The sequence below is a fragment of the Gemmatimonas phototrophica genome, assembly GCF_000695095.2.
GTDB lineage: Bacteria > Gemmatimonadota > Gemmatimonadetes > Gemmatimonadales > Gemmatimonadaceae > Gemmatimonas > Gemmatimonas phototrophica.
This window is the reverse complement of record NZ_CP011454.1, coordinates 642,625-667,852: the sequence shown is the minus strand read 5'-3', so window position 1 is coordinate 667,852 and position 25,228 is coordinate 642,625. Positions and strand designations below refer to the sequence as shown.

Genomic DNA, 25,228 nt, shown 5'->3' with positions numbered 1-25,228 from the left:
CCGGTTACCGTGCCCGCTGAAACAACCGCAACCCGGCGCGCACGCCAAGCTCACGCAGCGTAACGGGCAGGAGATTGGGCGATCCCGCCGGTACACGCCAGCTCTCGAATTGCACCGAGCTGTAGGTAAGCGCGCCTTCGAGCGCGACGCGAGACCCGGGAAACCACATGCCGCCAGCGGCGAACCACGGTCCGACATCCTGCGACGTGATATCGCCGAAGGTGTTGTCGAGGGAGAACTTCCGCACGGAAAGCCCGCCTTCGACAAAGGGACGCACAACGCGCCCGGCGTACCCAAGGTAGCGCATCCCCATATCGACATTGCGCACGGAATAGTCCGCCCCATCCAGTACCGGTGCACTGCGGCCAATGGCCGCCACCAGACTGAAGCGCGGCGTGGCACCATAGCTGATGTCGAGGCGCGGAATGAATCCGTTGCTGGAGCTTTCATCGCCATCTGTTTCGCTGGTGGCGCGCGCCGACGTCGCCGTCACGGCCACACTGAGCCCCGTCGTAGATGGGCGCAGCGTTTGTGCCTGGGCGACCGAGGAGACGCCGATCGCAAAAGAGGCGGCAAGCAGCGACGAGCCGACAGAGAAACGCATGGGGAGTGAGCGGGAGAGACGTGACGGGTGAACCGCGCTCCGGCCAACTTAGCCCGGATGGGCGGCGGCATCCAGCGGGGCGGTTGCATGGGCGCCCTTGGATTCTTCTCCCTCGCCCAGGGTACCCGCAGCATAGCGCTGCACGAACTCACGATGCCAGGCACGAGACGACGGCAGTCGTGACGTAGCCAGATCGACAACGCTATGCCAAGGGCCAATGCCCTGCGACCAATGGGCAGCCCGACGTGTTAGGCGTCGGGACGCTTGCGACGCAGACTCTCGTTGTACTGCGCCTTGCCGCGGCGAGCGTTGTAGCTGCGTTGCATCTGGTACTTCGCATCCAGTTCCGTGTAGGTGCCTTGCTGATACTGATCGGCCAGCTGTGCCAGATCGTCAGCTTCGTAGTTGATCCGGTGACTGTACTTGATGTCCGATGCCACGGCGCTTTCGAGCACGCTGTTGCGTGCCTCGCGCATCACCATTTCGGCGGCGGCGGCATTGCCTTCGCGCTGCAAACGTGCGGCGTGTTCACGCGCCTTGGCGGTGTTGGCCAGCAGCACCGCGTGTTCGATGTCCGGGACCAGGCTCTGCTGCCCTTCCATGGTGGATGCCATGGGAAGGTGCATGACGCGGTGCTCCACACTTCCGGCAGCCGTCACGACATCCGCGCTGATGGTCATCGTGGCCAGCGGGTGCGCGGCAGCCGCCAGTTCCTCCAGCCGATGCGCGGGGACAAAGAGTTCCACCAGCAACGGCTTTGGTTCGGCGGCGTACAGGTCGCCGAGGTCAAAGCAGTAGGTGTGAGCGGACGGGGTGGCCACTGGCCAGTCGGAGTGGGTCATGAACACCGAGACCGCTTCGTGCAGCGTGAGCGTGACGGTAAGCCCCTGCGCCGCTACGGACAGCAAGTTGCCGAGCTCCTCGCCAAGGACATCCTTGGACTGATCGGGGCGCTCGATGTACCACGCGTTGCCGCCGCCGGCGTCGGCCATGGAACGCAACAGTGCATCGTCGTATCCCTCCCCAATACCGATGGTGGAGGTGGTGATGCCCATGTTGCGCGCGGTGCGCGCCAGCTCGATGAGTGTGGCGGGATCGGTGATCCCCTGATTGGCGTGCCCGTCGGTGACCAACAGGATGCGCCGCGACGCCCTATCGGCCGCGCCAGAGACGCCCTGCGCGTATTGCATATGCTCGCGCCCCCGCAGCCATCCACCGCTGAGATTGGTGCATCCGCGTGCGTCGATGTTCTGTACCTGCGTTACAAGAAGTGGCTGGCGAGCGCGCCGATCGGGCGCGGCCACGGTTTCCACCACGTCATCAAAGGCCACCACCGAGACGACATCGTCGGGATGCAAGCGTTCGAGGGCATGCGCCACGGCGACCCGCGCGGCGTCAAGACGCGGGCCGCTCATGGAGCCGCTGCGATCGATGACAAAGGAAAGACTGAGCGGCGCGCGGGCCTCGGAGGAGAGAGCGGTGCCACTGATGGTTACGAGGGCCCGGACAATGGTTCCGGACTGGGCATTGGGCGATTGGCCAGCGTCGACGGCGTGGTGATCGACTTGTAGTGCTGCGTTCATGCACGAGCTCCATGTGGAGGTGTGCACGCAGTATCGCCTGACCCTCTGACAAAAGCCGAGACGCGGAAACGTCGGTGAGACAACGACTTAGCTGCGGCTTTTCTTCGGGGTTCGGGGTGGGTCGGAGGCGAGACCGCCGAGGCTGGAGTCAGAGGTCAGATCGTTGCGAGTCGCGAAGTGCAATGGATATCGACGGTGAGAGGGTCGAGATGACCACGACGATGAGAGGTGCGAGTGCTGGCGTCCGTACTGCCGTGCCTCCCACGGACGCCGCTGGAACAGCGGTCGTCCCCGCTGTTACCGTAAGCCCGTGAGGGGCACTCCCCGCGCGGACGAAGTGCTCGCACCTCTCATCGTCGTGGTCATCTCGACACTCTCACACTCGATATCCATCGCACGCTCTGACGTCCGACTGCTGACCTCGGACTCCCGATTCGGCGATCTCCCCTCTCACTTCTGCTGCTGCCGGGAGAGGGTCAGTGCCACGCCGTTGGTCCATCCGAAGCCATCTTGCGTTGGGTATTCACCGCCGCCGGCGCGCTTGGAGAGATCCCAGACGTCGTATTTCTCCGTGAGCTTGCCGGTGGCCTTGTACACTTTGCGGTTGAGCGCCAGCCACCGTGCGCGCGCAGTATTGGCCAACTCCGCATGGCCGTAGCGACGCGCGCCTTCCATGGCCACCCACTGCAGCGGCGGCCAGCCATTGGGTGCGTCCCACTGTTGGCCAGAGGCAATCAGCGTGGTGGTGAAGCCGCCGGGCTTGAGGAAATCGGTCCGCAACCGCGCCACGACCTGGGCGGCCTGTTCCGCGGTCGCGATGCCGAAATACAGCGGCGCGGCGGCGGCCATCGTGGGGCGATCGGTCACCCGTTCCCCACGACTCCAGCGCACATCGTAAAAGAAGCCGCTGCCGGCATCCCACATGTTGCGAAGAATGGCCGCCTTGCGTGCTTCAGCCAATTCTTCGAATCGTTCGGCCACGTCATCGTCACCCTTGGCGTTGCGGACACGCCGGAGCGCCGCAATGGTGCGCTCGGTATGGTACAGCAAACTGTTGAGATCTACCGGAACCAGCGCCGTGGTCTCCAACGAAACCAGGGACTGCGGATTCCGCATCCACCGGCTGGAGAAGTCCCAGCCACTTTCGGCGGCGGCGCGCACGTTGCGGTAGAACAGTTCACGTTGGGCTTCGGGAAGCGTCTGCGCCGTCGTGAAGTCTTCCTTGAACGACTCCGGTCGTGGTTCGGGACGGTCATCCCAATAGCGGTTCAGCACACTGCCGTCGGCGAGGCGAACGACCCGTCGGTAGGCGGACCCGGGGCGGAGCGTATCTGCCCCATCCATCCAGAAGCGATGTTCTGCTTCCATGGCCTCGAGATACGCCGCGCCTTTCAGGCTATCGGTCGCCTGTGCGTACCGGCCCACCATGGCCGCAAAGTAGGGCGGCTGACTGCGACTCAGATAATAGGTGCGATTGCCGTTCGGAATGTGACCTACGGTGCGCACCAGATGCGCAAAATTATCCAGCATCTGCCCCATCTGCTCCGTGCGGCCACTTTCGATCAATCCAAGCATCGTAAAGTACGAGTCCCAGTAGTACACCTCGCGGAATCGTCCACCCGGCACGATGTACGCCTTGGGCAGCGGGAGGAGCGACGACCGGGGATCGTTCACATCAGCCTGACGGGTGAGCACCGGCCACAGATCGGCAATATGCTCCTCCATGGTTCGCTGGACCGCGTCGGAGGCAGCCACGTTGGGAGAGGTCGGCGCCGCGAACTCCCGCTTCATGAAGTTCTTGAGCGAGAAGTTGGCCTTGGTCTTCTCTGCCAGATACGCATCGGCAATCTGCTGCGGATCGCGCTTGGGGGTCGCGTCTACCAGCGTCTTTGAATCAGGGTAGATGCTCATCATCTGCGCGTCCACGAACAACCCACCGAGATCGCGCGAGGGATCGTACGGCGTCACGGCGAGCGCTGTGCCGGTGCTATCGGCAGGAATGCGCGCGGCGCCCCTCGGTTGCTCGGCCGTCGAACAACTGGCCAGGAGCATCGCGCTCAGCACATGCCGCGGCTTCATCACGACGCCTCGACGGCGGTGGACGCCTTCTTCACCGTGACGAAGGCGCAGGCGACCGCTGCGCACCCCAGCAACACGCCCGCGAGACGAATGACACTGGCCGGATTGCCCCCGAGCAGTGACTCGTAGTACAGCGGCAGGGTGAGATTCTGAATCAGCATGGGGATGACGATGAACATGTTGAACACGCCCATGTACACGCCCACGCGATTGCGCGGAATGGAGTCGGAGAGCATCACGTACGGATTGCCCATCATGCTCCCCCAGCCCAGGCCGATCCCCAGCATGGGGACAAAAAGCAGAGCGCGGTTGTCGATGGCGGGAATGGCCATCATGGACACGGATGCGGCAACCAGGGCAATCGTGTGCATCCATTTCGCACCGATGCGGCGCGTGATGGGCACCATGGCAAACGCTGCTACGAAGGCGATGAAGTTGTAGAAGGCGCCCACCTGCCCCGTTACCAACCCGGCCTCACGGAAGCCGGCGGAAGTGGCATCCTTGGTGTCGAACAGCGTGAGGGCGAGCGCCGGTGCAATGTAGATCCAGTAGCAGAACATGGCGTACCACTGGAAGAACTTCATGACCGCCATCTGTCGCATGGTCGTGGGCATGTCGCGCAAGGCGTCCACGATTTCCCGCAGGGTGTTGCCGAAGCCCCGCGGCATCTGTTCGATGTGACGGCGCTCGTCGGGCGTGAGCGGCAACTCGGGGACCTGCTTGAGCGACCACAGAATGGACGCCGTCGAAAAGACGGCGCCCATGAGGAACGCGAGCATGGTGATGTTCGGAATTCCCCGATCGTTCACCGCATCCCGATTCATGCCCAGAAAGACCAACAGGGACGGTGTGATGTACGACAGCGTCTGCCCGAGTCCCGTGAAGGCACTTTGCGTCAGGAAGCCCAACGAGGTCTGACCGTCATTCAGCCGGTCGGAGACATACGCACGGTACGGCTCCATGGTGATGTTGTTCGCCGCATCCAGAATCCACAGAATGCCGGCCGCCATCCAGAGCGTACGACTGAAGGGCATGGCCAGCAGCGACAGAGAACAGAGCAGCGCCCCGACCAGAAAGAACGGCGTTCGCCGGCCGCGTGGGCTCAGGGTCCGGTCGCTCATTGCCCCGATGATGGGCTGCACAATGAGCCCCGTGACCGGCCCCGCCAGATACAACAGCGGCAAACTGGCCTCGTCGGCCCCCAGATACCGGTAAATGGGGCTCATGTTGCTCTGCTGGAGCCCAAAGCTGTACTGGATTCCGAAGAATCCAACGTTCATGTTCACGATGGACATGAACGACAAATGCGGACGCTGGGGGGCACTCCCCGCGGACGCCGACGTCGACCCCGCAGTCATTGTACTGGCCATCGGTTCTCCATGAAGGACGATCTTCCTCTCAACGATTCCATCACGCTGCTCCGTGAGCTCGCGACGCCTCTGGGCATTCGCGCTTCACGCAGCAGTGTGGCGAACTACGCCGCCATTTTCGCGCGCGACGCGATTATGGCGGGACTGGCCGGGCTCACGATTGGCGATGCGCCGATCACGGCCGGTTTGGTGCGAACGCTCGAGCATCTGCGCGACCTGCAAGGACCGCAGGGGCAGATTGCCTCGAACTTCCGGGTGGAGGCCGACGACACACGTCACGTGAGCTTCGGGACGCTCGCCCCGCGCTTCGATTCGGCCACCTGGTTTCTGGTGGGTGTGGGCGCCGCGTGTCAGCATGGCCAGGCGAACTTCGAAGACTATCGTGCGGCCGTCACGCGCGTGATCGCCCTGCTCGACGGCATTGAATACAACGGCCGCCACCTGCTGTATGTCCCGGCCGGTGGTAATTGGGCCGACGAATACCCCTTCGATGGCTACATCCTGTACGATCAGGTGCTGCGGGCGTGGGGACTTCGTCTGCTGGGGACGGTCGCCAACGAGCCAGCGTGGGTCGCCAAGGCCGAGGCGATTGGCCACACGATTGCCGAACGTTTCTGGCCCGCTGGTGACTGGCAGTACGGTGGCGCTCGACGTTTCCCGGTGGCGGCCATCTCGCCCGTGCGGACCGACGAGCACGTGGATCTTGCCGCCTGCGCCCTGCTCGCGCTGAGCGATCTCGTGCCTGACCGGACGACGGGCATTCTGGACGCCATGCGCGACACGTTCCTGAACGCCAACGCGCTTCCCCCGGCCTTCTCGCCGGTCATTGCCGAAGGAGACCCGGACTGGGAGCCGCTCGCCCGTTACCACCTGCACGGCTTTCGGAATCGCCCGCATGAGTACCACAACGGCGGCATCTGGCCCGTGTGGCTGGGGTGGCTGGCACTGGCCTTCGCGCGTCATGGTCGCCCCGCCGATGTGGCGACACTGCACGCGCTCACGGCAGCGCATCTGGCCCGCCTGTCACACTTCGACTTCGAAGAGTACTTCCACGGCGTAACGGGCGAAGCCCTTGGCACCCAAGGCATGGCATATACGGCCACCGGGTTTGTCTTCCTGGAAACGGCACGCTTCAACCAGGTGGATCTCCCATGGACCCGTTGAACAGCGCCGCCGTCTCTGAACTCGTCGCGCAGCTGGTCACCGAACATCGGCTTGGAAGCACGCCGCTGGTGATTGGCGTGGCGGGTGAATCGGGGAGCGGCAAGAGTACGGCGGCCACGCAATTGGCCGACGCACTTACCGCCCGGGGTATCGCCACTGCCCTCATTCATCAGGACAACTACTTCATCCGGCCGCCCCGCACCAACCACGCGTTCCGCCTGCAGGATCTTGGCAATGTGGGACCGCAGGAGGTGCAGTTGAACCTGATCACCGACCACATGGCCGCGTTTCGCCGCGGGGCCACGGTCACGGCGCCGGTAGTGAACTATCCGGAGAACCGCTTCGACCAGGAGACCCGCGCGTTCAACGGCGTGCAGGTGCTGATTGTCGAAGGCACCTACGTGCTGATGCTGAACGGACTCGACGTGGCCGTGTTCCTCGAAGCCACCCATGCCGATACGCACGAGCGGCGCATGGCGCGTAACCGTGACATCTGGGAGCCGATCATCGACACCATTCTGGATATCGAACACCGGCTCATTGCGCCGCAGCGCAATCGGGCCCATTGGCTGATTGATCGCGCTTTCCACCTGCGACGCGGGCCGGCACACCTGGGATAACCGGTGTGCGGGTCAGCGACGGGCGGCGCGTTGCGCCAGCCCGAGAAAGATGAGGCCAACGCCAAGCATCACGACGCCCCATACCAAATTGATGTTCAGCCCGGCGCTGCGCTCGTACATGGCCACGTCTCCATTGGTCATGATGCCGAAGACGCCAAGAATGACGCCCAGCACCACGAAGAGCCCGCCGATCGGCAGGCGGAGATCCATCCCACCAGCTCCACCACTCATCGTCGTTGCTCCGGTTAGAAGAAGGCCACGTTCAAGCCAACCATCACCACCAGCACCGCCACGGCAAAGACGCTGGGCTTCTCATACCACACCCGCGCATCGTCCGTGGGCTTGGGCGTGAGTGAGTACACCAAGCCTTCAAGCTCCGATTCCTTTCGGGCCGGCGTGGCCAGGCTCACGACGATGGTCACCACGAAACAGGTGGTGAAGGCGGCAATCGCCGTCCAGAAGGTCTGCGCCATTTCACTGGGATAGTTGAGCACGACGCCAAAGAACCCACCCTTCACGCCAACCTCAGCGCCGTTGGCCAGCGAAATGCCGTGATGGATGGCCGGAGCCACCGTGCCGGCAAAGAGCCCCCAGAAGGCGCCGTGCCCGGTGCTGCGCTTCCAGAACATGCCCAGCGCGAATGTCGCGAACAGCGGCGCGTTCACGAACGCAAAGACGAGCTGCAGGAACTCCATGATGTTGTTGAACGCACCGGCCACGTACGCGGCCGCGACCGACAGCGCGATGCCGCCCACTGTCGCCACGCGTCCCATCCACAGGTAGTGCTCGTCGCTCGCGTGCTTCCTGATGTGCGCCTGATAGATGTCGTAGGTCCACACCGTATTGAACGCCGTCACGTTTCCGGCCATGCCGGACATGAACGAGGCAATGAGGGCGGTGAGGCCAAGACCCAGCATGCCGGTGGGGAACAGCTTCACCAGCATCATGGGTGTGGCGAGATCATAGTCGAGCACCACATTCCCGTTGGTATCGAGCAACGGCACCCCGGCGGCCGTAAGCTTGGCCGGAATGATGTTGTCACCCATGGCCAGCGCAATCATGCCGGGAAGGATGACGAGGAACGGGAAGAACATCTTGGGCACGGCGGCAATGAGCGGCGTGCGACGCGCGGCCGTCATGCTGTCGGCCGCCATGGCGCGCTGCACCACCAGAAAGTCCGTGCACCAGTAGCCAAAGGAGAGCACGAAGCCCAATCCCATCACCATGCCGAACCACTCAATACCAATGGAGTTGGTGCTCGCGGACCCCATCCCCTGCCAGACGTTGGTGTAAGCGTATTCCGGAAGTCCGCGCTGCGTCGCGGCAGCTGCCAGCTTGCCCGTAAGGCCATCCCATCCGCCTACCTGCTTGAGCCCCACCCACACAAGCGGCGCAAAGCCGAACACGATCATGAAGAACTGCAGCACTTCGTTGTAGATCGCGCTCGTGAGACCGCCGAGCATGACATACGCCAGCACGATGACCGCCGACACAATGATACTGGTATCGAAGTCCCACCCGAGCAGCAGGTTGAGCAGCTTCCCCATGGCGTACATGGAGACACCGCTCGAAAACACCGTCATTGCCGCAAAGCCAAGCGCGTTGAACGTGCGCGTCTTCTCATCGAAGCGCAGCTTGAGATACTCCGGCACGGAGCGGGCTTTCGAGCCATAGTAGAACGGCATCATGAAGATGCCCACGAATACCATGGCGGGGATGGCGCCAATCCAGTAGAAGTGACTGGTCGCGATACCGTACTTCGCCCCCGACGCGCCCATGCCAATGACTTCCTGGGCCCCGAGATTGGCCGAGAGGAACGCCAGGCCCGTAACCCACGGCGGGAGCGACCGACCCGACAGGAAGAAGTCCGTCGAGGTGCGCATCATGCGCCGCAGTGCCCAGCCAATACCGAGGACCACGACGAAGTAGATGCCCATCACGACATAGTCGAGCGTGGTCAGCTGTGTCATCGGGAGGGCGTCAGGGGAGAAGAACCGGGGAACGACAGAAGTTGCAGCGACGCACCGTTTCGTGCGACGGCCAACAGCGGCGGCTTGTTCGAACGATGCACCAAGGCCAGGCCGCGGACCTGTCCATCAAGCGGAACGGTGACTGATGAACCCGCCGCTCGGAAGCCACCTCGCCCATCACCAAGCAGCAGCGCTCCTCGGCTGGCATCATAGCGCCCGAGGACTGGCGGCACCCCATACTGGTTGCCCGCCAGCAGAATGTCCATGTAGCCATCGCCGTTGGCGTCCAGCACGAGCGAGGCAAACATCACCGACAGCTGGGCCTCAACAGGAAGCGGGGTCAGCGTGAACCCCCCACGCCCATCATTGAGCGCCACGGCGCTCTCAAACGTGCGCGCTTCCCGTACCTCGGCTTTCGCGAGGTCGGCGGCCTCGAAAATCTCTTCAAGGCGACTGGCACCAAAGGCCGTGAACGACGGGTATTTGGGACGAAGCGCCGGCATGAGTTTCACCAGATCATCGCGGCCGGGAAGCGGGTAGGCTACGCCATTCACAGCGCGGGTGATGATCTGTTTGGTGGCCCCCGTGCCGGTGAAGTCGTGCACGTACATGCGCACCGGTTCGCGGGCCGACGCCTTGAGGAAGCCGTTGCGGCCGGCATTGCCCAGGACAAGATCCGGCGCGCCGTCTCCGTTGAGATCGGCTACGGTCACGCTGTTCCACCATCCGTCCGACCCGGAAAGCCCGGTGGTACCCGAACGCTCTGCGAGACGTCCTCTGGTGTTGTACCAGATCCGCACCGGCATCCACTCGCCCACCACGATCAGGTCAGGGAACGTGTCGCCGTTCACATCAGCCCAGCGAGCGTCCGTGACGAGACCGGCGTTCCCGAGACCAGGTGCCACCGCGTCGGTGACCTCGCTGAATCGCCCCGTGCCGTCGTTGCGCAGCAGATGACTGCGCGGAATGCGGCCATACTCGCGGGCCACCACGCGGGAGCCGACGAAGAGATCCTGATCTCCGTCGCCATCAAAGTCGGCGGCGGTCACGGTACTGCCATTCTCGCGAACATCGCGAGGCAGAGCGTTCAGCGACCTGGTGAAATTGCCGCGCCCATCGTTGAGATAGAGTCGGTCGTCGAGTGCGTCAAACTCGTTCCAGAATTCGTTGCCGGCGCTGACGACGTACAGGTCGAGGTCGCCATCTCCATCGGCATCAAAGAACGTGGCATCAACGTCCTCGGCCGTGCTGTCGGCCGCAAACGTGGGGATACTGGAGGAACGGAACTGGCCGTCGGGGCGCTGCAACAGCAGGGTTCCGCGCTGCCACTTGGCGCCCCCCACATACATGTCGTCGAGACCGTCACCGTTGACATCGGCCACGGCCAGCGCGGGCCCTTCCGCCGACACCACGTGCGGCATGAGCGGCTCGCGATTGTAATCAAGGAAGTCATTCTCCACGTGCAGCACCGCGGCCCCAAGGGCCGGCGCGTTGTCGCGTGGCGGTACAACCGCCGGTCGCTCGTAGCGCCATTGTCCGGCCGCACTGTCCTGTACCACGATGAGCGTGCGGTTGAGCACCACGTTGGTGAAGTGCTGATAGCTCGCGTCAGGCCAGATGACGGTGACCGAATCGGCAACCGAGTCCGCACCGAAGCCCAGATGCAGCCGTCTGTCCACACTGGACTGAAAGCCACGCACTGGCTGCTGCTCCACCAACTGCCGGTGCGCACCGGTCACCGCAATGACTTTGGCGCCAATGCCATCGGTGTTGCCACGGCGGCCCACCAGCTTCACCTGCAGGTAGTGCCCCGGGTCCGACTGTTCGCGCATGCGGCTTCGGTAAATGGCGACCGGCGCATTGATGCGATTGATCACGAGGTCGAGCGCACCGTCATCATCGAGATCCGCATAGGCCGACCCGTTGGAGAAGCCCAGGTCATCCAGCCCCCAGGCCGTCGCCATATCCGTAAAGCGTAAACCGCCCTCGTTGCGATAGGCGTGATTGGCCAGCGGAATCTGGGGCATGCGCTTGAGGAGATCCTGATTCTCCTCGCGTGTGACGCCGCGGGTCAACGCCGACTGCGCCGCCTCGTTTCCGACATAGTTGATGTAGTCGAGATCATTGGGGCGCCGGTAGATGCCGTTGGTAATGAACAGATCCTTCCGCCCATCGTTATCGAGATCGGCAAACAACGGCCCCCAACTCCAATCACTGGCCGCCACGCCCGCCAGGAGGGCCGATTCCGCAAAGGAACCATCGCCCCGATTGATCTGCAGGGCATTGCGCGGATACTGGACGCCGTAGCCGGCCCGCAGCCGCATCTCGAAAAGATTCCACCCTTCGTAGCTGGCGGAGGTCTTGAAGATGGCCTCCTGCTCCGGCAGCATATCGACGGTCATGAGATCAGGGCGGCCGTCGTCGTTCATATCGGCGGCATCCGCCCCCATGGAGAAGCGACTCGTGTGACTGAACGCCGAGGTCCCTACTTCGGTGAAATGTCCCCGGCAATCGTTCAGGTAGAGAAAGTCGTTCTCCTGAAAGTCATTGGCGACGTACAGGTCCATGCAGCCGTCGCTGTTCACATCACTGGCCACCACACCCAGGCCGAATCCTTCCACGCCTCCGTAAATTCCCGCCGCGGTGCTGACATCGGTAAAGTGCCCTCCGTCGTTGCGGTAGAGTCGGTCACCGGCCGCCGGATGCCGGACATCACGCCGCGCGGCGACGCCAATCTGCCGTTCAGTATGTACGGAATGATTCAGCAGGTAGAGATCGAGATCGCCGTCCCGATCGTAGTCGAAAAACAGCGACTGTGTGGAGAATCCGGAGAACTCGAGACCATACGCCGCAGTCTGGTCGGTGAAGGTGCCGGTGCCGTCATTGATGTAGAGCACATTGTGCCCTTTCATCGAGAGGTAGTTCACGGCGGACGCATAGATATCGAGCGCACCATCGCCGTTGACGTCGGCCATTGAGACACCGGTCTTCCAACCGGGTGGGCCTGCAACACCGGCTTTGTCCGTGATCTCTTCGAAGCGAAAATTGCCGAGATTTCGGTACAGTCGATTCGGTTCGAGATTGGACGACAGATACAGATCCTGCTTGCCGTCGCCATCCACATCCCCCACCGCAACGCCACCGCCGTTGTAGTAGTAGAGATAGTTCAAGATGTTGAACTCGGGCGACTCCGGTAGCGTGTTGACAAAGGTCACACCGGTGCGCGAAGCCGGGAGCAGTTCAAAAAGGCGCGGCGAGGCCGGACGCTGACTGGACGGCTTGTCCGTGCCCGCGGCATTCTGATCGCCGCACGCGAGGAGCACCGTGAGCGCGGCTATCCCGCACCGCGACAGGCGGCTCCGATGTTTCGCGCGCACCGCGTTCACTTGGTGGCGATGGTGGTTCCTGGCTTCGTGGCAATCCGCGCCAGCAGATGCTGCCCAACCAGCTTTCCCTGTCGCTGTCCTTCTTCGATCGCCTGCCGGTAGTGAATGCCGCCGTAGAGTCGGCTGATGGCCGCCTCATTGGCCGCCGCTTCGAAGCTCGGAAATGAGCGCACGGGAAGTCCGTACGGGGTTTCGGTGGAATCCGCGAAGGCGAATCCTTCACCATAGATCGCGGTGAGCACCTGCGCCGCCGATGTGGAGATGACGCTGTGCCCGCTGGGATACTCGGGGAACGGCGGCGTCTGCAGCAAGGGCATCCACTTCTCGTCGATATAGGCGTTGATGACCGACTCCGGACGGATGACTCCGGAGTGATACTTCTCGTCCCACGCGGCAATGAAGCCGTCGGCCAGTGCCATGGCCGTGCGGGCATAGGCGTCGGCTGATTGCAGCAGGGAGGCGTTGGCCTTTCGCGACGCGATGCCGGCAATGCCCATCCAATGGCCACCCGGGGTAATCTTCTTGGTGGCGAACATGGTGTGCCCCTGCACGTTCATCACGTAGGGGTTGCAATCCCAGAAGGAGGCGATGGCGCGCTGTTCGTCGGTCAGCGTCTTTCCGGTGTCGTACACTTCCAGCGCCTGCGTGTAAAACGCCGTGCCCTTGGCAGAGTCAAAGGGAATGGCGGTCGACGGACGGAACTGACTGCCGGAATCCATGGCAAAGGGGGCAATGGTTCCCCAGTTCGGCTCGACGGCGTCCATGTAGGCCGGCGGCGTCGGAATCCAGCGACCGGCTTGTTTGGTAATGCTGAACTTGGGCATGCCGCGCGATTGCTTGAAGCCATCGGAGCCCGCCCAGGCCAGCACGTGCGTCGCGATGGTATCACCATAGGCAATGCTGCGGGCGTACACATCGGCCGGGAGCGCCTGCTCGTAGCGGCGCGAGATCACCATACGCACGGAATCCATGCGTTCACGAGAGAACGTGAGCTGATGACTGACCGTGAGGAACGCACGGACGCCGGCCAAGGCCCATGAGTATTCCTTGGTGCGATCCGGCGCCGGCACCGGGGGCATGTTGCGCGTCTGCCCTGCCAAAGAGACCCACGTCGTGTCTCCTTGCCGCAGGGCTTCGTAGCTGGCGATGCTGGCGTAGCTGTATACCCGGCTGGCCTGAGGCGGGCTGAAGATGTCGTAGACCATGGTGCTGGTCAGTTCACCCATGGACTCGTGCAGCAGCGCCGCCGAATTGAGCGTCTCCATGGAGACCGCAGGAGTGGATTGACAGCCACTTACCAACCACACGACCGCGGCGCCGCAGAGGGACCGGTACCGCAGCGATCGCAAAGGCGAAACGTTCATGGGCGTTCTACCGAGAAAACGAGGGGCGTCGTGTTGTTCCGCGCCACGAGGATGCGGGAGCGACCACGCGTGGTGACGCGCGCCATCCCACGGGTTTGTCCCGCCACGCGGAAGCCGCTACGGGACGGAGGGAGGGCCGTGAATCCGCCACCGTCAGCACCGAGGAGGACGAGCCCCTCACTCGCCGCCATACGACCGATTTCCGGCTTGACCCCATCAAAGTTGCCACCAAGCATGAGATCGGTGCGGCCATCACCGTTGAGATCTTGTGCCACGATCCCGTACACCGGAGCCATCTGCGCATCCAATGGCAACGCCTCGAACCGGAAGGCGCCGTTGGCATCACGATGCAGGACCACGCTCTCGAAACGATAGGCCTGTTTGACCACCGCCTCCTTCCGTTCCGCGGCGGGGATCACGTCATCGAGCGTTTGCAGCGCATAATCCTTGAAATTCAGGAAGCGCGCTTTCCAGGGGGGCACCGCCTTGATGAGATCATCGCGCAGGACCAGCGGATACTGCTTGTCGCCGTTGTACATGCCGATGATCTGTTCCACGAAGCCGTTGTTGTCGAAGTCCTTCACGACCATGGTGAGCGGTTCGGTGGCACTCGCGTGCAGGCGCGAGTTTCGCCCCAGATTCCCAAGCACAAACTCACTGCGCCCGTCACCGTTGAGATCGGCGGCAATGATTCGATTCCACCAGCCTTCACTGTTTTCGAGCCCGGGCGCCAGGAGTCGCTCAAATCGGGCGCTGCCGGTGCTGCGATACACCACCACAGGCATCCACTCGCCGACGACCACGAGGTCGAGCTTCCGGTCGCCATCCACATCGTGCCACAGCGCATCGGTCACCATGCCAATGTTCTGAAGCCCGGGCGCGTTGGCCGTTACGTCAGTGAAGCGGCCACGCCCATCGTTGAGCAGCAGTTGGCTTCTGGGGTCGGCGCCATAGCGCCACGGCACACTGCGGCCGCCCACGAACAGATCCTGATCACCATCGGCGTCCACGTCAGCGGCAGCCACGACGCTGCCACTGATGAGCGCAGCCGGCAAGGCCGCCTCCGCGCGTGTGAAGCGTCCACGACCATCGTTCAGATACAGACGATCCTGCAAAGCCGGGCTGTCCTCGCTGAACTCGTTCCCGCCGCTTACCACATAGAGATCCCGATCGCCGTCGCGGTCGGCATCAAAGAAGAGCGCATGTACATCTTCCGAGGCGGCATCGCTCACGAAGGCAGCGTTGGAAACCGCAGTAAACGTCCCGTTGCCCGACTGCACAAACAGCGCACCCGGCTGTTCTTTGGCCCCCCCCACGTACACATCGTCGAGGCCGTCGCCATTCACGTCACCCACTGCCAGTGCCGGCCCTTCGGTGGATAGCATGCGCGGGATCAGGCGCTCCCGGTCGAAATCCACGTAGTCGTTCTCGGCGTGCGTGAACGCCAGACCGGAGGTCGCCGTGACGTTCACGAGCAGTGGACTGACCGCGGGCGCCACGTACGGCGGGCTGCGATCGGCCGCACCGCGCTGCGCAATGGTGATGGCCGTATCGATGGCGGTCACGGTGGCAGCACTCCGCGTACCGTTCGGCCAGAGAATGACCACCGAGTCTGCCGTGGTATGGTTTCCGAGTCCGAAGGTCAGGGCGTAATCGACACTCGACTGGAACCCACGGGCCGGATAGAGCTCCTGCATGTAGAGATCCGGTCCGGCGTGCACCGTGACGCGCGCGCCCACTGCATAGGGATTCTTGCCCTCGCCCGCAAGACGCACCTGCAACCAATGCCGGTCCTTGAGCAACGTGCGCGCATTGTTGCGATAGACAAAGCTCTCGGCGTTCACGTTGTTCACGATCAGGTCGAGGGCGCCATCGCCATCGAGATCGCCGTACGCGGCTCCGCTGGAGATATTGGGCGCGGCCAGCCCCCACGTGGCAGCCTGATTGCTGAAGGTCCAGTTGCCGTCATTGCGGAACGCGTAATCGGCAATCGGGGTGGAACTCATGGCATTGATGAGGCGCATGAAGTCCACCCGCGGACCGCTGGCCTCGCGCTCCATCGTGGTGCGATCAGCCAGGAACGCCACATAATCCTGCGACGTGACATCGCGCGCGAGCCCATTCGTGACGTAGACGTCCTTGCGCCCATCAAGATCGAGATCGGCAATGAGGGCGCTCCAGCTCCAGTCGGTCTCGGCCGTCCGGGTGAGATACCCCACATCGCTGAAGGTGCCATCGCCATTGTTGCGCTGCAGCATGTTGCGCATGAGCTGGTGATGGTACCCGTCACGGACCTTGGCCATGTACACATCCCACCCTTCGTACATCGCGGTGGTCTTGATGCGGAATTCATCCTCCGGCATCATATCGGTGGTGTACAGGTCGGGCCACCCGTCGTTGTCCACATCGCCGATATCCATACCCATGGAGAAGTAGCTCGAGACCGGCATGACCTGGTCAAGCACTTCTTTGAACGTGCCATTCTGCTGATTGAGGTACAGATAATCGCGCTCGAAGAAGTCATTCGACACGTAGACGTCGGGCCAGCCGTCGCGATTGACATCGCCAACACCGACACCGAGTCCGAAGGCGATCTCGGCACTGAAGAGTCCAGCTGCCTCACTGACCTCCGTGAAGCGCTCCCCATCGTTGCGATAGAAGTGGTGGCCGCCATACGGATGCCGTTCGTCGCGCGTGTTGCGCAGGCCGAAGCTGTTCACCGGACGGGGCGAATTATTGATGACCAACAGATCGAGATCGCCGTCCCGGTCGTAGTCAAAGAACGCCGAGTGGGTAGACCAGCCCTCGTCGGCGATGCCGAACTGGCGGGCCATTTCCTTGAAGGTTGGCACCGAATCGGCGTTCAGCCCCTGGTTGATCCAGAGGGTATTGGCGCGGGTCGCCGGTTCACCGTCACCGGCATGACTCACATAAATGTCCAGCTTGCCGTCGCCGTTCACGTCGGCGAGGGTAACCCCAGTGGTCCAGGGTTGCGCATCGTCAAAATCCGATGCGTCGGTGATGTCACGAAAGCGGAACTGGCCTTCGTTGAGATACAGCGAGGGCCCTTCCTGATTGGACGTCAGGATGACTTCCGGAAGACCATCACCCGTCAGGTCGCCAATGGCGACTCCACCGCCGTTATAGAAATTGCGGTAGGTGAAGACATTGCGTTCCTGCGAGTCCACCACGCGATTGGTAAATCGGACCCCCGTGTACGCGGAGGGCATCTGCGTGAACAACGTGGAGTCAACCGGGGGCGCCTCGGCGCGGCGCGCGGTGGACTCACCGCAACCAACAACCGCCAGGACCGATAGCGCCAACAACAGGCGCAGCATGAGCGAATTCACATCTCGAGGGGGAAACTGCCACGAATGCCACGGCCTGCGTTCGAAGGCGAACGCAGGCCGTGGTCACTACCGTGAACCTACCCCACCAGCTTAGTAGCCGGGGTTCTGCTTGAGCAGGGGGTTGGTTTCGATCTGGTTCTGCGGAATCGGCATCAGGATGCGATAGGGCGACGACGCCTGCTTGAAGAGGCGGGCGTTGGTGTACGTCCCGGCGCGGATCATGTCCTGACGGCGCTTGGCTTCACCAATGAACTCGTACAGACGCTCGTTGAAGATGGCTTCGCGCAGGGCTGCCTGCGAGATGCTGGTCGGGAGCGGCTTGGCGGGCGAGAAAGCGCGGGCACGCACCTGGTTCACGAGACTCACGGCGGTACCCGTCTGCCCCAGTTCGTTGAGCGCTTCAGCCTTGACCATGATCATTTCCGCGAGGCGGAAGTAGACGAAGTCGTTGCCATGGCTGTCGCCGTCCTTGGCCGTGGGATCGATGGGGTACTTGTAGATACGCGCCCCTTCGTTCTCCTTCGCCTGCGTCACGTCGACAATTTCCGGCGTGAAGATAAGCGGGTTACCAGCGCGGTCGTTGATGGGCGCACCCGTTTCCAGGTTGACCTGCGGACCCACGAGGAACACGCCACGGCGATCGTCAGCCGCATCGAACGAGTTGTACGTGGTGGCGATGGTGGCAAACCCGTTCCACGGCGACAGGCTGAACGAGTTGTAGTGCAAGCCACGCATCTGGAGCGACATGCCGATACCCGGAATCGAGCTCGTCATGCGCACCACCATGATGTTCTCGGGCGAACTTTCGTTCGTCGGCGAGAAATTGGCGCGCCAGTTGCCGGCAAGGCTGTAGCGACCCGAGTTGAGCACCCGATCCGCCGCCGTGACCGCTTCGTTCCACTTGGCGGCGCCACGGGTGAGACCCGTGGGCGTCACCGTGCCGGTGAACACCTGCGCGTTCAGGTACATGTTCGCGAGCATGGCATCCACCACGCCCTGCGTCATGCGCCCATAGCTCTCGGCAGGCCAGGTGGCCGGCAACGAGGCACGCGATTCAGTGAGTTCCTTCTCGATGAAGGCAAACACCTCGGCACGCGACGCCTGTTCGCGAGGCTTGACTTCGGTGGTCGTGACAATGGGCACGCCGCCAAAGAAGTCCATGAGCAGGTAGTAGTAGAACGCGCGCAGCGTGCGCAGTTCGGCGACGACCGCGGCCTTGTTCGGGACCTCAGTGGTCTCGAGCGCGCCGAGCACCACGTTGGAACGGGCAACGCCGCTGAACAGGTCGTTCCAGACACCCGAGATGTCTTCGAGGCCAGAGCCCGAGGTCGGCGTCCAGGTGTGGCGGTACAGGTCCAACCAGCGGCCGTTGTCAAACCAGTCGCTGCCACGTGTGGGCACGACCGTTTCGTCGGACGAGACCTGGCTGAGATTGTAGTAGCCCCACATGGTGCTGCGCAGCGAGGCATACACCGAGGCCAACCCTCCAAGCACTTCCACGTTGTTCTTGTAGAAGTTGTTGGGGGTGATGGCGCTGGTGGGCGTTTCTTCAAGATCGGTGCACCCCTGCAGGGAGAACACCGTCACCGGCGCCGCCAACAACGCGGCGCTGATGCGACCGGCGCGCCACAACGACGCGGTTCGGAGAGTACGGGAGTTTTTCATGATCGGTTCAGTGTCGTCCGGAGTGATCAGAACTGGACGCGGAGTCCCGACGTGAACGTCCGGGCACGCGGGTAAACGAGATAGTCAACGCCACGCGACGCGAGGCCGGCATCAACGAACACTTCAGGATCGTAGCCGCTGTACGGCGTAAACAGCAGGAGGTTGTCGCCCGAGACGTAGAAGCGCGCCGTATTCGAACGCGTTCCCGGAATCTTGAACGTGTAGCCCACCGTGACGTTCTGGAGACGGAAGAACGAACCGTCTTCGATCCAACGCGACGAGTAGATGGCCGGCTCAGTGATGCCGTCCTTCTGATCCAGCGCGCTCTTGAGGAAGTTGCGCCCCTGCAGGACGGCGGACTGCGTGGAGTAGACCAGCGCCGTGTTGTTGAACACGTCACGGCCGAACTCACCGCGCCACAGGTAGCTCATATCCCACTTGTTCCAACGCAGGTTGCCGCGCCAGCCGAGGCTGAAGGCCGGGTTGGCGTTGCCGATGATGCCGAAGTCATCGGCATCCGGCGCCGTGGTGGTGCCATCGAGCGTGCGGCTCGTGACCGCGCCGTTGGTGCGGGTGACCTTGTAGTTGTTGAACACCTGCTTGCCTTCGGCGTTCACGTTCACGAACTCCGGACCCCAGAAAGTGCCAAGGGGCTGGCCCGGAATCAGACGCTGGGCCGTGTTGCCGGACTGACCCTGACCGGAGATACCCGACGTCCGGATGAACGTCTGGCCGCCAAGATCATCCACTTCGTTGCGCTCGATCGAGGCCACGATGCCGGTGGTGTACGTCAGGTTCTTCTTTTCGATCAGGTTGGCGTCGAAGCTGAATTCGATACCGGTGTTGTGCAGGCTGCCCACGTTCTCAAGGCGCGTCGGCACGAGGGCCGGCTGCGGCACCGCGACCGTGAGGAGGAGGTCTTCGGTGTTCTTGCGATAGTACTCGAGGGTACCCGTGTACTTGTTGTCCTTGAAACCGAACTCGGCGGCGACGTTGTACTGCGCCGTCTGCTCCCACTTGAGATTCGGGTTTTCGTTCCGCGTGGGCACGACACCCGTGGTGACGACATCACCGAACGGATAGCGAGCACCGTTATTCGGCTCCAGCAGGATGAGCGACGCGTACGGCGACACGGCCTGGTTACCCTGCAAGCCGTAGCCGGCGCGCAGACGCAGGTTGGAGAAGCCCTTGCCCTGCATGAAGCCTTCGTCGCTGATCTTCCAGCCCACGGAGACGGCGGGGAAGACGGCCCACTTGTTGCCTTCACCGAAGCGCGACGAACCGTCACGGCGGATCACGCCGGTGAGGAAGTACCGATCCTTGAAGCTGTAGTTGGCCTTGCCGAAGAAGGACACCAGGCGGCTCTGCTCACGGAAGGAGAACGGCGCAATGAGCGTGCCGCCACCACCGAGGTTGTTGAAGCTGAACGCGTCGGTCAGGTAGTTACGGCCTTCCGCACCGAATTCGCCGTTGTCGAAGTCGCTGTATTCGTAGCCACCGACCACTTCGAGTTCCTGCGTGTCCGACAGGCGCGGCGCGAAGGTGAGCAGCGACTGCAGCGTGTTGTTGCTGAGGCCACGGTTCACCTGACGGGCACGTCCATTCCACTCGGCGCCGACGGCGCTGGCACGCGGGAAATACGTCTTGCGCACGCCGCTCGTGCGGTCGGAGCCCACGTTCACGGAAGCCGTGAGGTAGTCCGTCAGGCTGTACGTCGCCTGAATGTTGCCGAGCGTCCGGTTGGTGGTGGCCACGTCGGCCACCTGTTCGGCAATGGCGACAGGGTTACGCACCGACTGACGGCCCGGGCCGATTTCGTAGAACGACGTGACGCCGTCCGTGGTCGTCGTGATGGGGCGGGTCGGGTTGAAGATCACCATGTTGGTGAACACGCCGCCTTCAAAGCCACCCGTGTTTTCGAACGGGAGGTAGTCGTTGTCCACCTTGGACGACGTCATGTTGAAGTTGACGCGCAGCTTGCCGTCGAGCGCCGCATGCGTCGCGTTGAGGCGTCCCTGGAAGCGGCGGAAGCCGTTGGAGACCACGACGCCGTTCTGGTCGAGATAGTTGAGCGACGCACGATACTGCGTCGTCGACGTCCCACCCGAGAACGAGAGATTGTGGTTGACCGTGGAGCTCGACCGCATCAGCTCCTTTTCCCAGTCCGTGTTGGACGTCCCGAGATTCGTCAGCGCGCTCGCCGCGAGCTTGCCCGCGGTGACCTGCTGCTGGACGAACGTGCGATACTCGCTGCCGGAGAGCACGTCGAGCGTGTTCGACGGGGAAGAGGCCGCGACGAACGTCTCGTATTCCATGGACGACACGCCCGCCGAGCCACGCTTGGTCTCGATAAGCACCACGCCGTTGGCGCCACGCGAGCCGTAGATGGCCGTCGCCGAGGCGTCCTTGAGGACCGTGATGTTGGCGATGTCGTTCGGGTTCAGCATGTTGAGCGGGTTACGCGCGAGTGCCGCGCCGCCGCCAATGCCGATACCCGACGCTTCCGTCTGATCGTTCTGAATGGGCACGCCGTCGATCACGTACAGCGGATCGTTGGAGGCCGAGATGGAGGTGCCGCCACGGATGCGGATCTGAGCGCCGCCGCCGGGTTCACCGTTGTTCGCGATGACGTTCACACCAGCCACGCGGCCGGTGAGCAGGCCCGTCGCGTTGGGCTGGACGCCCACGTTCGCGTCGTCGCCCTTGACCGTGGCAACGGCGCCGGTGATGGCTTCCTTCCGCTGCTGACCATAGCCCGTGGTGACCACGGCGGTGAGTTGGGAGGCGATCGCGGACAGCGCCACTTCCACAGCGGCCTGACCATTGGCGGTCACGGTGACCGTGACTTCCTTGGCCGTGTAGCCGATGCGGGCGATGCGGAGGCGCTGCTGGCCAGCGGGCACGGCGGGCAGCAGGAAGCCGCCGTCGTTACGCGTGTAGGTGCCAACCTGCGTCCCGACAACCTGGACCGATGCATTTGCGAGAACGCCAGTCGACGCGGAATCAACCACGCGGCCGGAGACTCTGCCCGTTTGCTGGGCACTGACCTGGCTCGCCGAGAGCAGCGTACCCGCTGCTGCCGCGGCCAACCAACGGACGCCTACCGCCATAAACTCATGCCTCCATGGGGCTGGGAAACTGCGACCGGGTGGGATTCATTTTCGATACAATTCGGACCGTACGGTCCGGACTCCATCTATATGAAGGGATTGGTCGCCAGTGGTGGGTGAACCGGGGAGGTTCATAACGCCGACGACCACGGGGAAGTGACCGGCAGCGGCTGGGGCTCAAACTGACCCGCGACTCGGAGGGAAGGGGTGAGTCGCGTATCGGAAGGGATGTGAAACGCTATGAAACAAGTTTGTACAGAGCCTGTCAAGGCTGAAGTGGGATTGATTCGTCTTTTTAATCCACTTTAGGCCTCGCCGCTGGCGCGGACACGGTCCCCGCGCAAGTTTCTCGGCTGATCTATGTTTCATGCGTTACATGTCGGCTGGAGAACATTTCCCATGCCGATTGCGTCACTCCCTCCCTGCCTCCCCGCCCCGGAACGACGGCCGCCCCCCTTGGCGGTTCCTCCCTAAGTCGTTCCGCAGCAAGTACTTCCAACGCACGCCTCGCACCGGTCGTTCGTGAGCCTTTTTGCGTTTGCCGTGGCCGCCCAACTGGCCGCCGCCCTCCAGCCTTCGTCGTCCGTGCTCGCCTTTCCGGAGCCTGGACTCGATGACAGTGCCGCGTACGCCGGATACACCACCAGATTTTTCCGAGACGCGGAACGCAATACCCTCCAGATCTATCTCGATCGCCGCGAGGGGCGAGTCGTACACCTGTTCGCCAACGGGGAAAACGAAAGCATCGGATTTTCCGTCCGCGATCCCCGCGGCGCGGCGGCCGACCTGCAGTGGGAAAGTGCCGGCGCCCAGGTGGCCAAGACGGGGCGGCGCAAGACCCTGAGCTACGAGGTGCGCAGCAGCGCGTCCGCCCTGCACCTGGGGCGGTTCGTCCTCGGCTCCATGCGGATCGAACGGGATGTGCAGTATTTCAAGGAGCACGCCAGGCCGTTCAGCGAGGCGCCCTATGCCGTGCCGGAGTTTGTGCAGCTGCTGCAGCAGGTGGCCGCTCAATCGCCCGCGGTGCAACGCCAGGCCCTGGTGCTGTTACGGGCCTCGTCCGTGGACGCTCTGCGCCGGCGCGTCACGCCCTCACTTGTTGCGCCGCGCGCCGGCACGGCCGCTGCCGCCGGTGACGCCAGCATCGAGCAGCTCTCGCTGGACGCACTCGACACGATGCGCGTGACCATTACCCCGCTCCGTGGGACCGCTCTGGCATCGGCGCGGAGCGAGGAGGTCGTCCTGCGCACCACCTCGGGTGCACCACTGCACTTCCGCGTAACGGTGAGCACGACCGGCCGAGCCCTCTCGCCACTGACCCGTCAGGAGATCTTTACCGATGACTTCCTGGCGTGGGCGGGCGACATGCAGCGACGCGGTGATGCCACGCGATCGCGCTGGATTGAGCGTCAGATCACCGGGGTGGAGTTGCTCGCGTCCCGCGAAAAGCTGATGGCGGGGCTTCCCACCTACGCCACGTACTTCGGACGCGACATGCTGGTGTCGGCGCTGATGATGCAACCCATCTGGCGCCCCGAGATGAGCGAGTTTGTCATTGCCGCGGCGCTGCGCAAGCTCTCGGCAGGCGGTGAAGTAAGCCACGAAGAGGCGCTGGGCGGCCAGGCGATCCGCGAAGCGGCCGCCGAAGCGACGGCGCTGCTCCGTGCGGCCGATACCGCCCGTGCGCCGCGTGCCGATGCCCTGCGTGCGCAGGCGCTGCAGCGTCTGCGGGACCGACGGGTGACGCGCGAGAACTATCACATGGTGGATGACGAGTACCAGCTCCCCATCATGATGGCGCGCTATCTCGAGGATCCGCGCGTTCCGCCGGCCCGCAAGCGCACGTGGCTGCTGGGCCGGGAAGGCACCGAGACAAGGCTGGCCCGTATGCTGGCCGCACTCGCGGTGGTCGCCGACCGGAGCGCGCCGTATGCGGCCAACCCGGTTACGGAAAACTTTGTCGCCTTCGCGCCGCGCGACGCCACGGCGAATACGTACGACGGTGCCCCGCGGTGGTTTGCGCAGAGCTGGCGCGACAGCGGCGCCGGCTATGCCAATGGCAAGTACGCCATGGATGTGAACGCGATCTACATCCCGCACGCGTTGGACGCGATGCAGCGCATTCTGCGAGCGCTGTCGTCGATCGGGGTGCTGACGCCAAGGACCCTGACCACAACGCCGGCGCTGCAACGCAGCCCCACGCTGGCCCGCTACCTGCGAGACAGCAGTGCACTCACTCAGGCGCGGATCACCTGGCAGGGAGCGATGCAAGCGTTCGTCGTCCGACTCACGCCGGCCGAAGTGCAACAACGGGTGGCGGCGCGTGTTCGCGCGATGCCCGCCGAAGAGCAGACCTACTGGCGCGCCTTTCCACCGAGTGGTGCCGGCCTTGAGTTTCTGGCCGTCGCTCTGGATTCGCGTGGTGCGCCTATTGGCGTGGCGAACAGCGATCCTGCCACCCGCCTCTTTCTTGATGGCTTGATGGGCACGGCGTCCGTGACCGGGGCCGGCCGAGCCGCCCTCGTGCGCGATGTCTCGCTCTTTGCCCGCGACTATCCGGAGGGGTTGCTGGTGCCGGCCGTAGGGGCGGTGGTGGCCAGTGACGCGTACGCGACTCCGGCCATCTGGCAGGCCTTCGTAGACGATGCCTACCACGGCCCCAAAGTGGTGTGGGGGCGCGAGGTCAATCTCTTCCTGCTCGGCGTGGCCAGCCATTTGCCGTTACTGACCCAGGATGCGGCGTCGGCCGAACTGCTGCGCATGGCGGCTACCCGAGTACGTGACGCCGTCGCCGCGTCCGGCTTTCGCAGTGAATTGTGGAGTTACGCGTTTCCCAATGGCCGGCCACAGCCGGTGCGCTATGGCAGCGGGGGTGACGTGCAACTCTGGAGCACCACCGATCTGGCCGTGCAGTACGTGTGGGCCCGACTTCCCCAGTAATCGTTTCCTCTGACCACCACCCG

14 protein-coding genes are annotated in these 25,228 nt (G+C 63.3%); 3 read left to right on the top strand and 11 right to left on the bottom strand.

Going from position 1 to position 25,228, the window contains the following annotated elements; genetic code table 11:
- Positions 1 to 4 precede the first annotated feature (4 nt).
- The 4 genes from GEMMAAP_RS02890 to GEMMAAP_RS02875 all read right to left on the bottom strand — a co-directional run bounded on the left by GEMMAAP_RS02890 (position 5) and on the right by GEMMAAP_RS02875 (position 5,561).
- Positions 5 to 604, bottom strand: coding sequence for a hypothetical protein (locus GEMMAAP_RS02890; RefSeq protein ID WP_026849348.1), 600 nt, complete (start codon positions 602 to 604; stop codon positions 5 to 7).
- A 248-nt stretch (positions 605 to 852) separates the two neighbouring features.
- On the bottom strand, positions 853 to 2,187 hold the full coding sequence (locus tag GEMMAAP_RS02885) for a vWA domain-containing protein (protein WP_053333993.1): 1,335 nt from the start codon (positions 2,185 to 2,187) through the stop codon (positions 853 to 855).
- A gap of 450 nt (positions 2,188 to 2,637) precedes the next feature.
- Positions 2,638 to 4,266 (bottom strand): alpha,alpha-trehalase TreF, encoded by a 1,629-nt coding sequence (gene treF / locus GEMMAAP_RS02880; RefSeq protein ID WP_026849347.1) that lies wholly within the window; start codon positions 4,264 to 4,266, stop codon positions 2,638 to 2,640.
- On the bottom strand, positions 4,266 to 5,561 hold the full coding sequence (locus GEMMAAP_RS02875; RefSeq protein ID WP_043580192.1) for an MFS transporter: 1,296 nt from the start codon (positions 5,559 to 5,561) through the stop codon (positions 4,266 to 4,268). Before GEMMAAP_RS02875 ends, treF begins: the two co-directional genes overlap by 1 nt.
- An 84-nt stretch (positions 5,562 to 5,645) precedes the next feature.
- On the opposite strand from GEMMAAP_RS02875, the gene GEMMAAP_RS02870 reads away from it, so the two are divergent.
- Positions 5,646 to 6,800 carry a glycoside hydrolase 100 family protein gene (locus GEMMAAP_RS02870; protein WP_026849345.1) on the top strand — a complete coding sequence of 385 codons (1,155 nt, stop codon included), beginning with the start codon at positions 5,646 to 5,648 and terminating at the stop codon, positions 6,798 to 6,800.
- Positions 6,788 to 7,420: a uridine kinase family protein gene (locus tag GEMMAAP_RS02865; RefSeq protein WP_026849344.1), complete on the top strand. Its 633-nt coding sequence runs from the start codon at positions 6,788 to 6,790 to the stop codon at positions 7,418 to 7,420. The genes GEMMAAP_RS02870 and GEMMAAP_RS02865 overlap by 13 nt, the downstream gene beginning before the upstream one ends.
- A gap of 12 nt (positions 7,421 to 7,432) precedes the next feature.
- On the opposite strand, the gene GEMMAAP_RS02860 is transcribed toward GEMMAAP_RS02865, so the two are convergent.
- From GEMMAAP_RS02860 to GEMMAAP_RS02830, 7 genes are all read right to left on the bottom strand, one after another.
- Positions 7,433 to 7,630 carry a hypothetical protein gene (locus GEMMAAP_RS02860; RefSeq protein WP_043580556.1) on the bottom strand — a complete coding sequence of 66 codons (198 nt, stop codon included), beginning with the start codon at positions 7,628 to 7,630 and terminating at the stop codon, positions 7,433 to 7,435.
- A 35-nt stretch (positions 7,631 to 7,665) separates the two neighbouring features.
- Positions 7,666 to 9,390, bottom strand: a complete 1,725-nt coding sequence (locus tag GEMMAAP_RS02855; protein ID WP_026849343.1) for a sodium:solute symporter family protein — start codon at positions 9,388 to 9,390, stop codon at positions 7,666 to 7,668.
- A complete protein-coding gene (locus tag GEMMAAP_RS02850) occupies positions 9,387 to 12,767 on the bottom strand; it encodes a VCBS repeat-containing protein (protein ID WP_158514703.1) in 3,381 nt (1,126 codons plus the stop codon). The genes GEMMAAP_RS02855 and GEMMAAP_RS02850 overlap by 4 nt, the downstream gene beginning before the upstream one ends.
- Positions 12,768 to 12,772: 5 nt before the next feature.
- Positions 12,773 to 14,140 (bottom strand): vanadium-dependent haloperoxidase, encoded by a 1,368-nt coding sequence (locus GEMMAAP_RS02845; RefSeq protein WP_026849342.1) that lies wholly within the window; start codon positions 14,138 to 14,140, stop codon positions 12,773 to 12,775.
- Positions 14,137 to 17,478 (bottom strand): VCBS repeat-containing protein, encoded by a 3,342-nt coding sequence (locus GEMMAAP_RS02840; RefSeq protein WP_043580552.1) that lies wholly within the window; start codon positions 17,476 to 17,478, stop codon positions 14,137 to 14,139. The genes GEMMAAP_RS02845 and GEMMAAP_RS02840 overlap by 4 nt, the downstream gene beginning before the upstream one ends.
- Before the next feature lie 102 nt (positions 17,479 to 17,580).
- Complete coding sequence (locus tag GEMMAAP_RS02835) at positions 17,581 to 19,155, bottom strand: RagB/SusD family nutrient uptake outer membrane protein (RefSeq protein ID WP_053333989.1); 1,575 nt, start codon at positions 19,153 to 19,155, stop codon at positions 17,581 to 17,583.
- Between the two features lie 26 nt (positions 19,156 to 19,181).
- Positions 19,182 to 22,166 carry a SusC/RagA family TonB-linked outer membrane protein gene (locus GEMMAAP_RS02830; protein WP_158514702.1) on the bottom strand — a complete coding sequence of 995 codons (2,985 nt, stop codon included), beginning with the start codon at positions 22,164 to 22,166 and terminating at the stop codon, positions 19,182 to 19,184.
- Between the two features lie 621 nt (positions 22,167 to 22,787).
- Here GEMMAAP_RS02830 and GEMMAAP_RS02825 point away from each other — a divergent pair.
- A complete protein-coding gene (locus GEMMAAP_RS02825; protein WP_043580190.1) occupies positions 22,788 to 25,205 on the top strand; it encodes a hypothetical protein in 2,418 nt (805 codons plus the stop codon).
- Positions 25,206 to 25,228 lie beyond the last annotated feature (23 nt).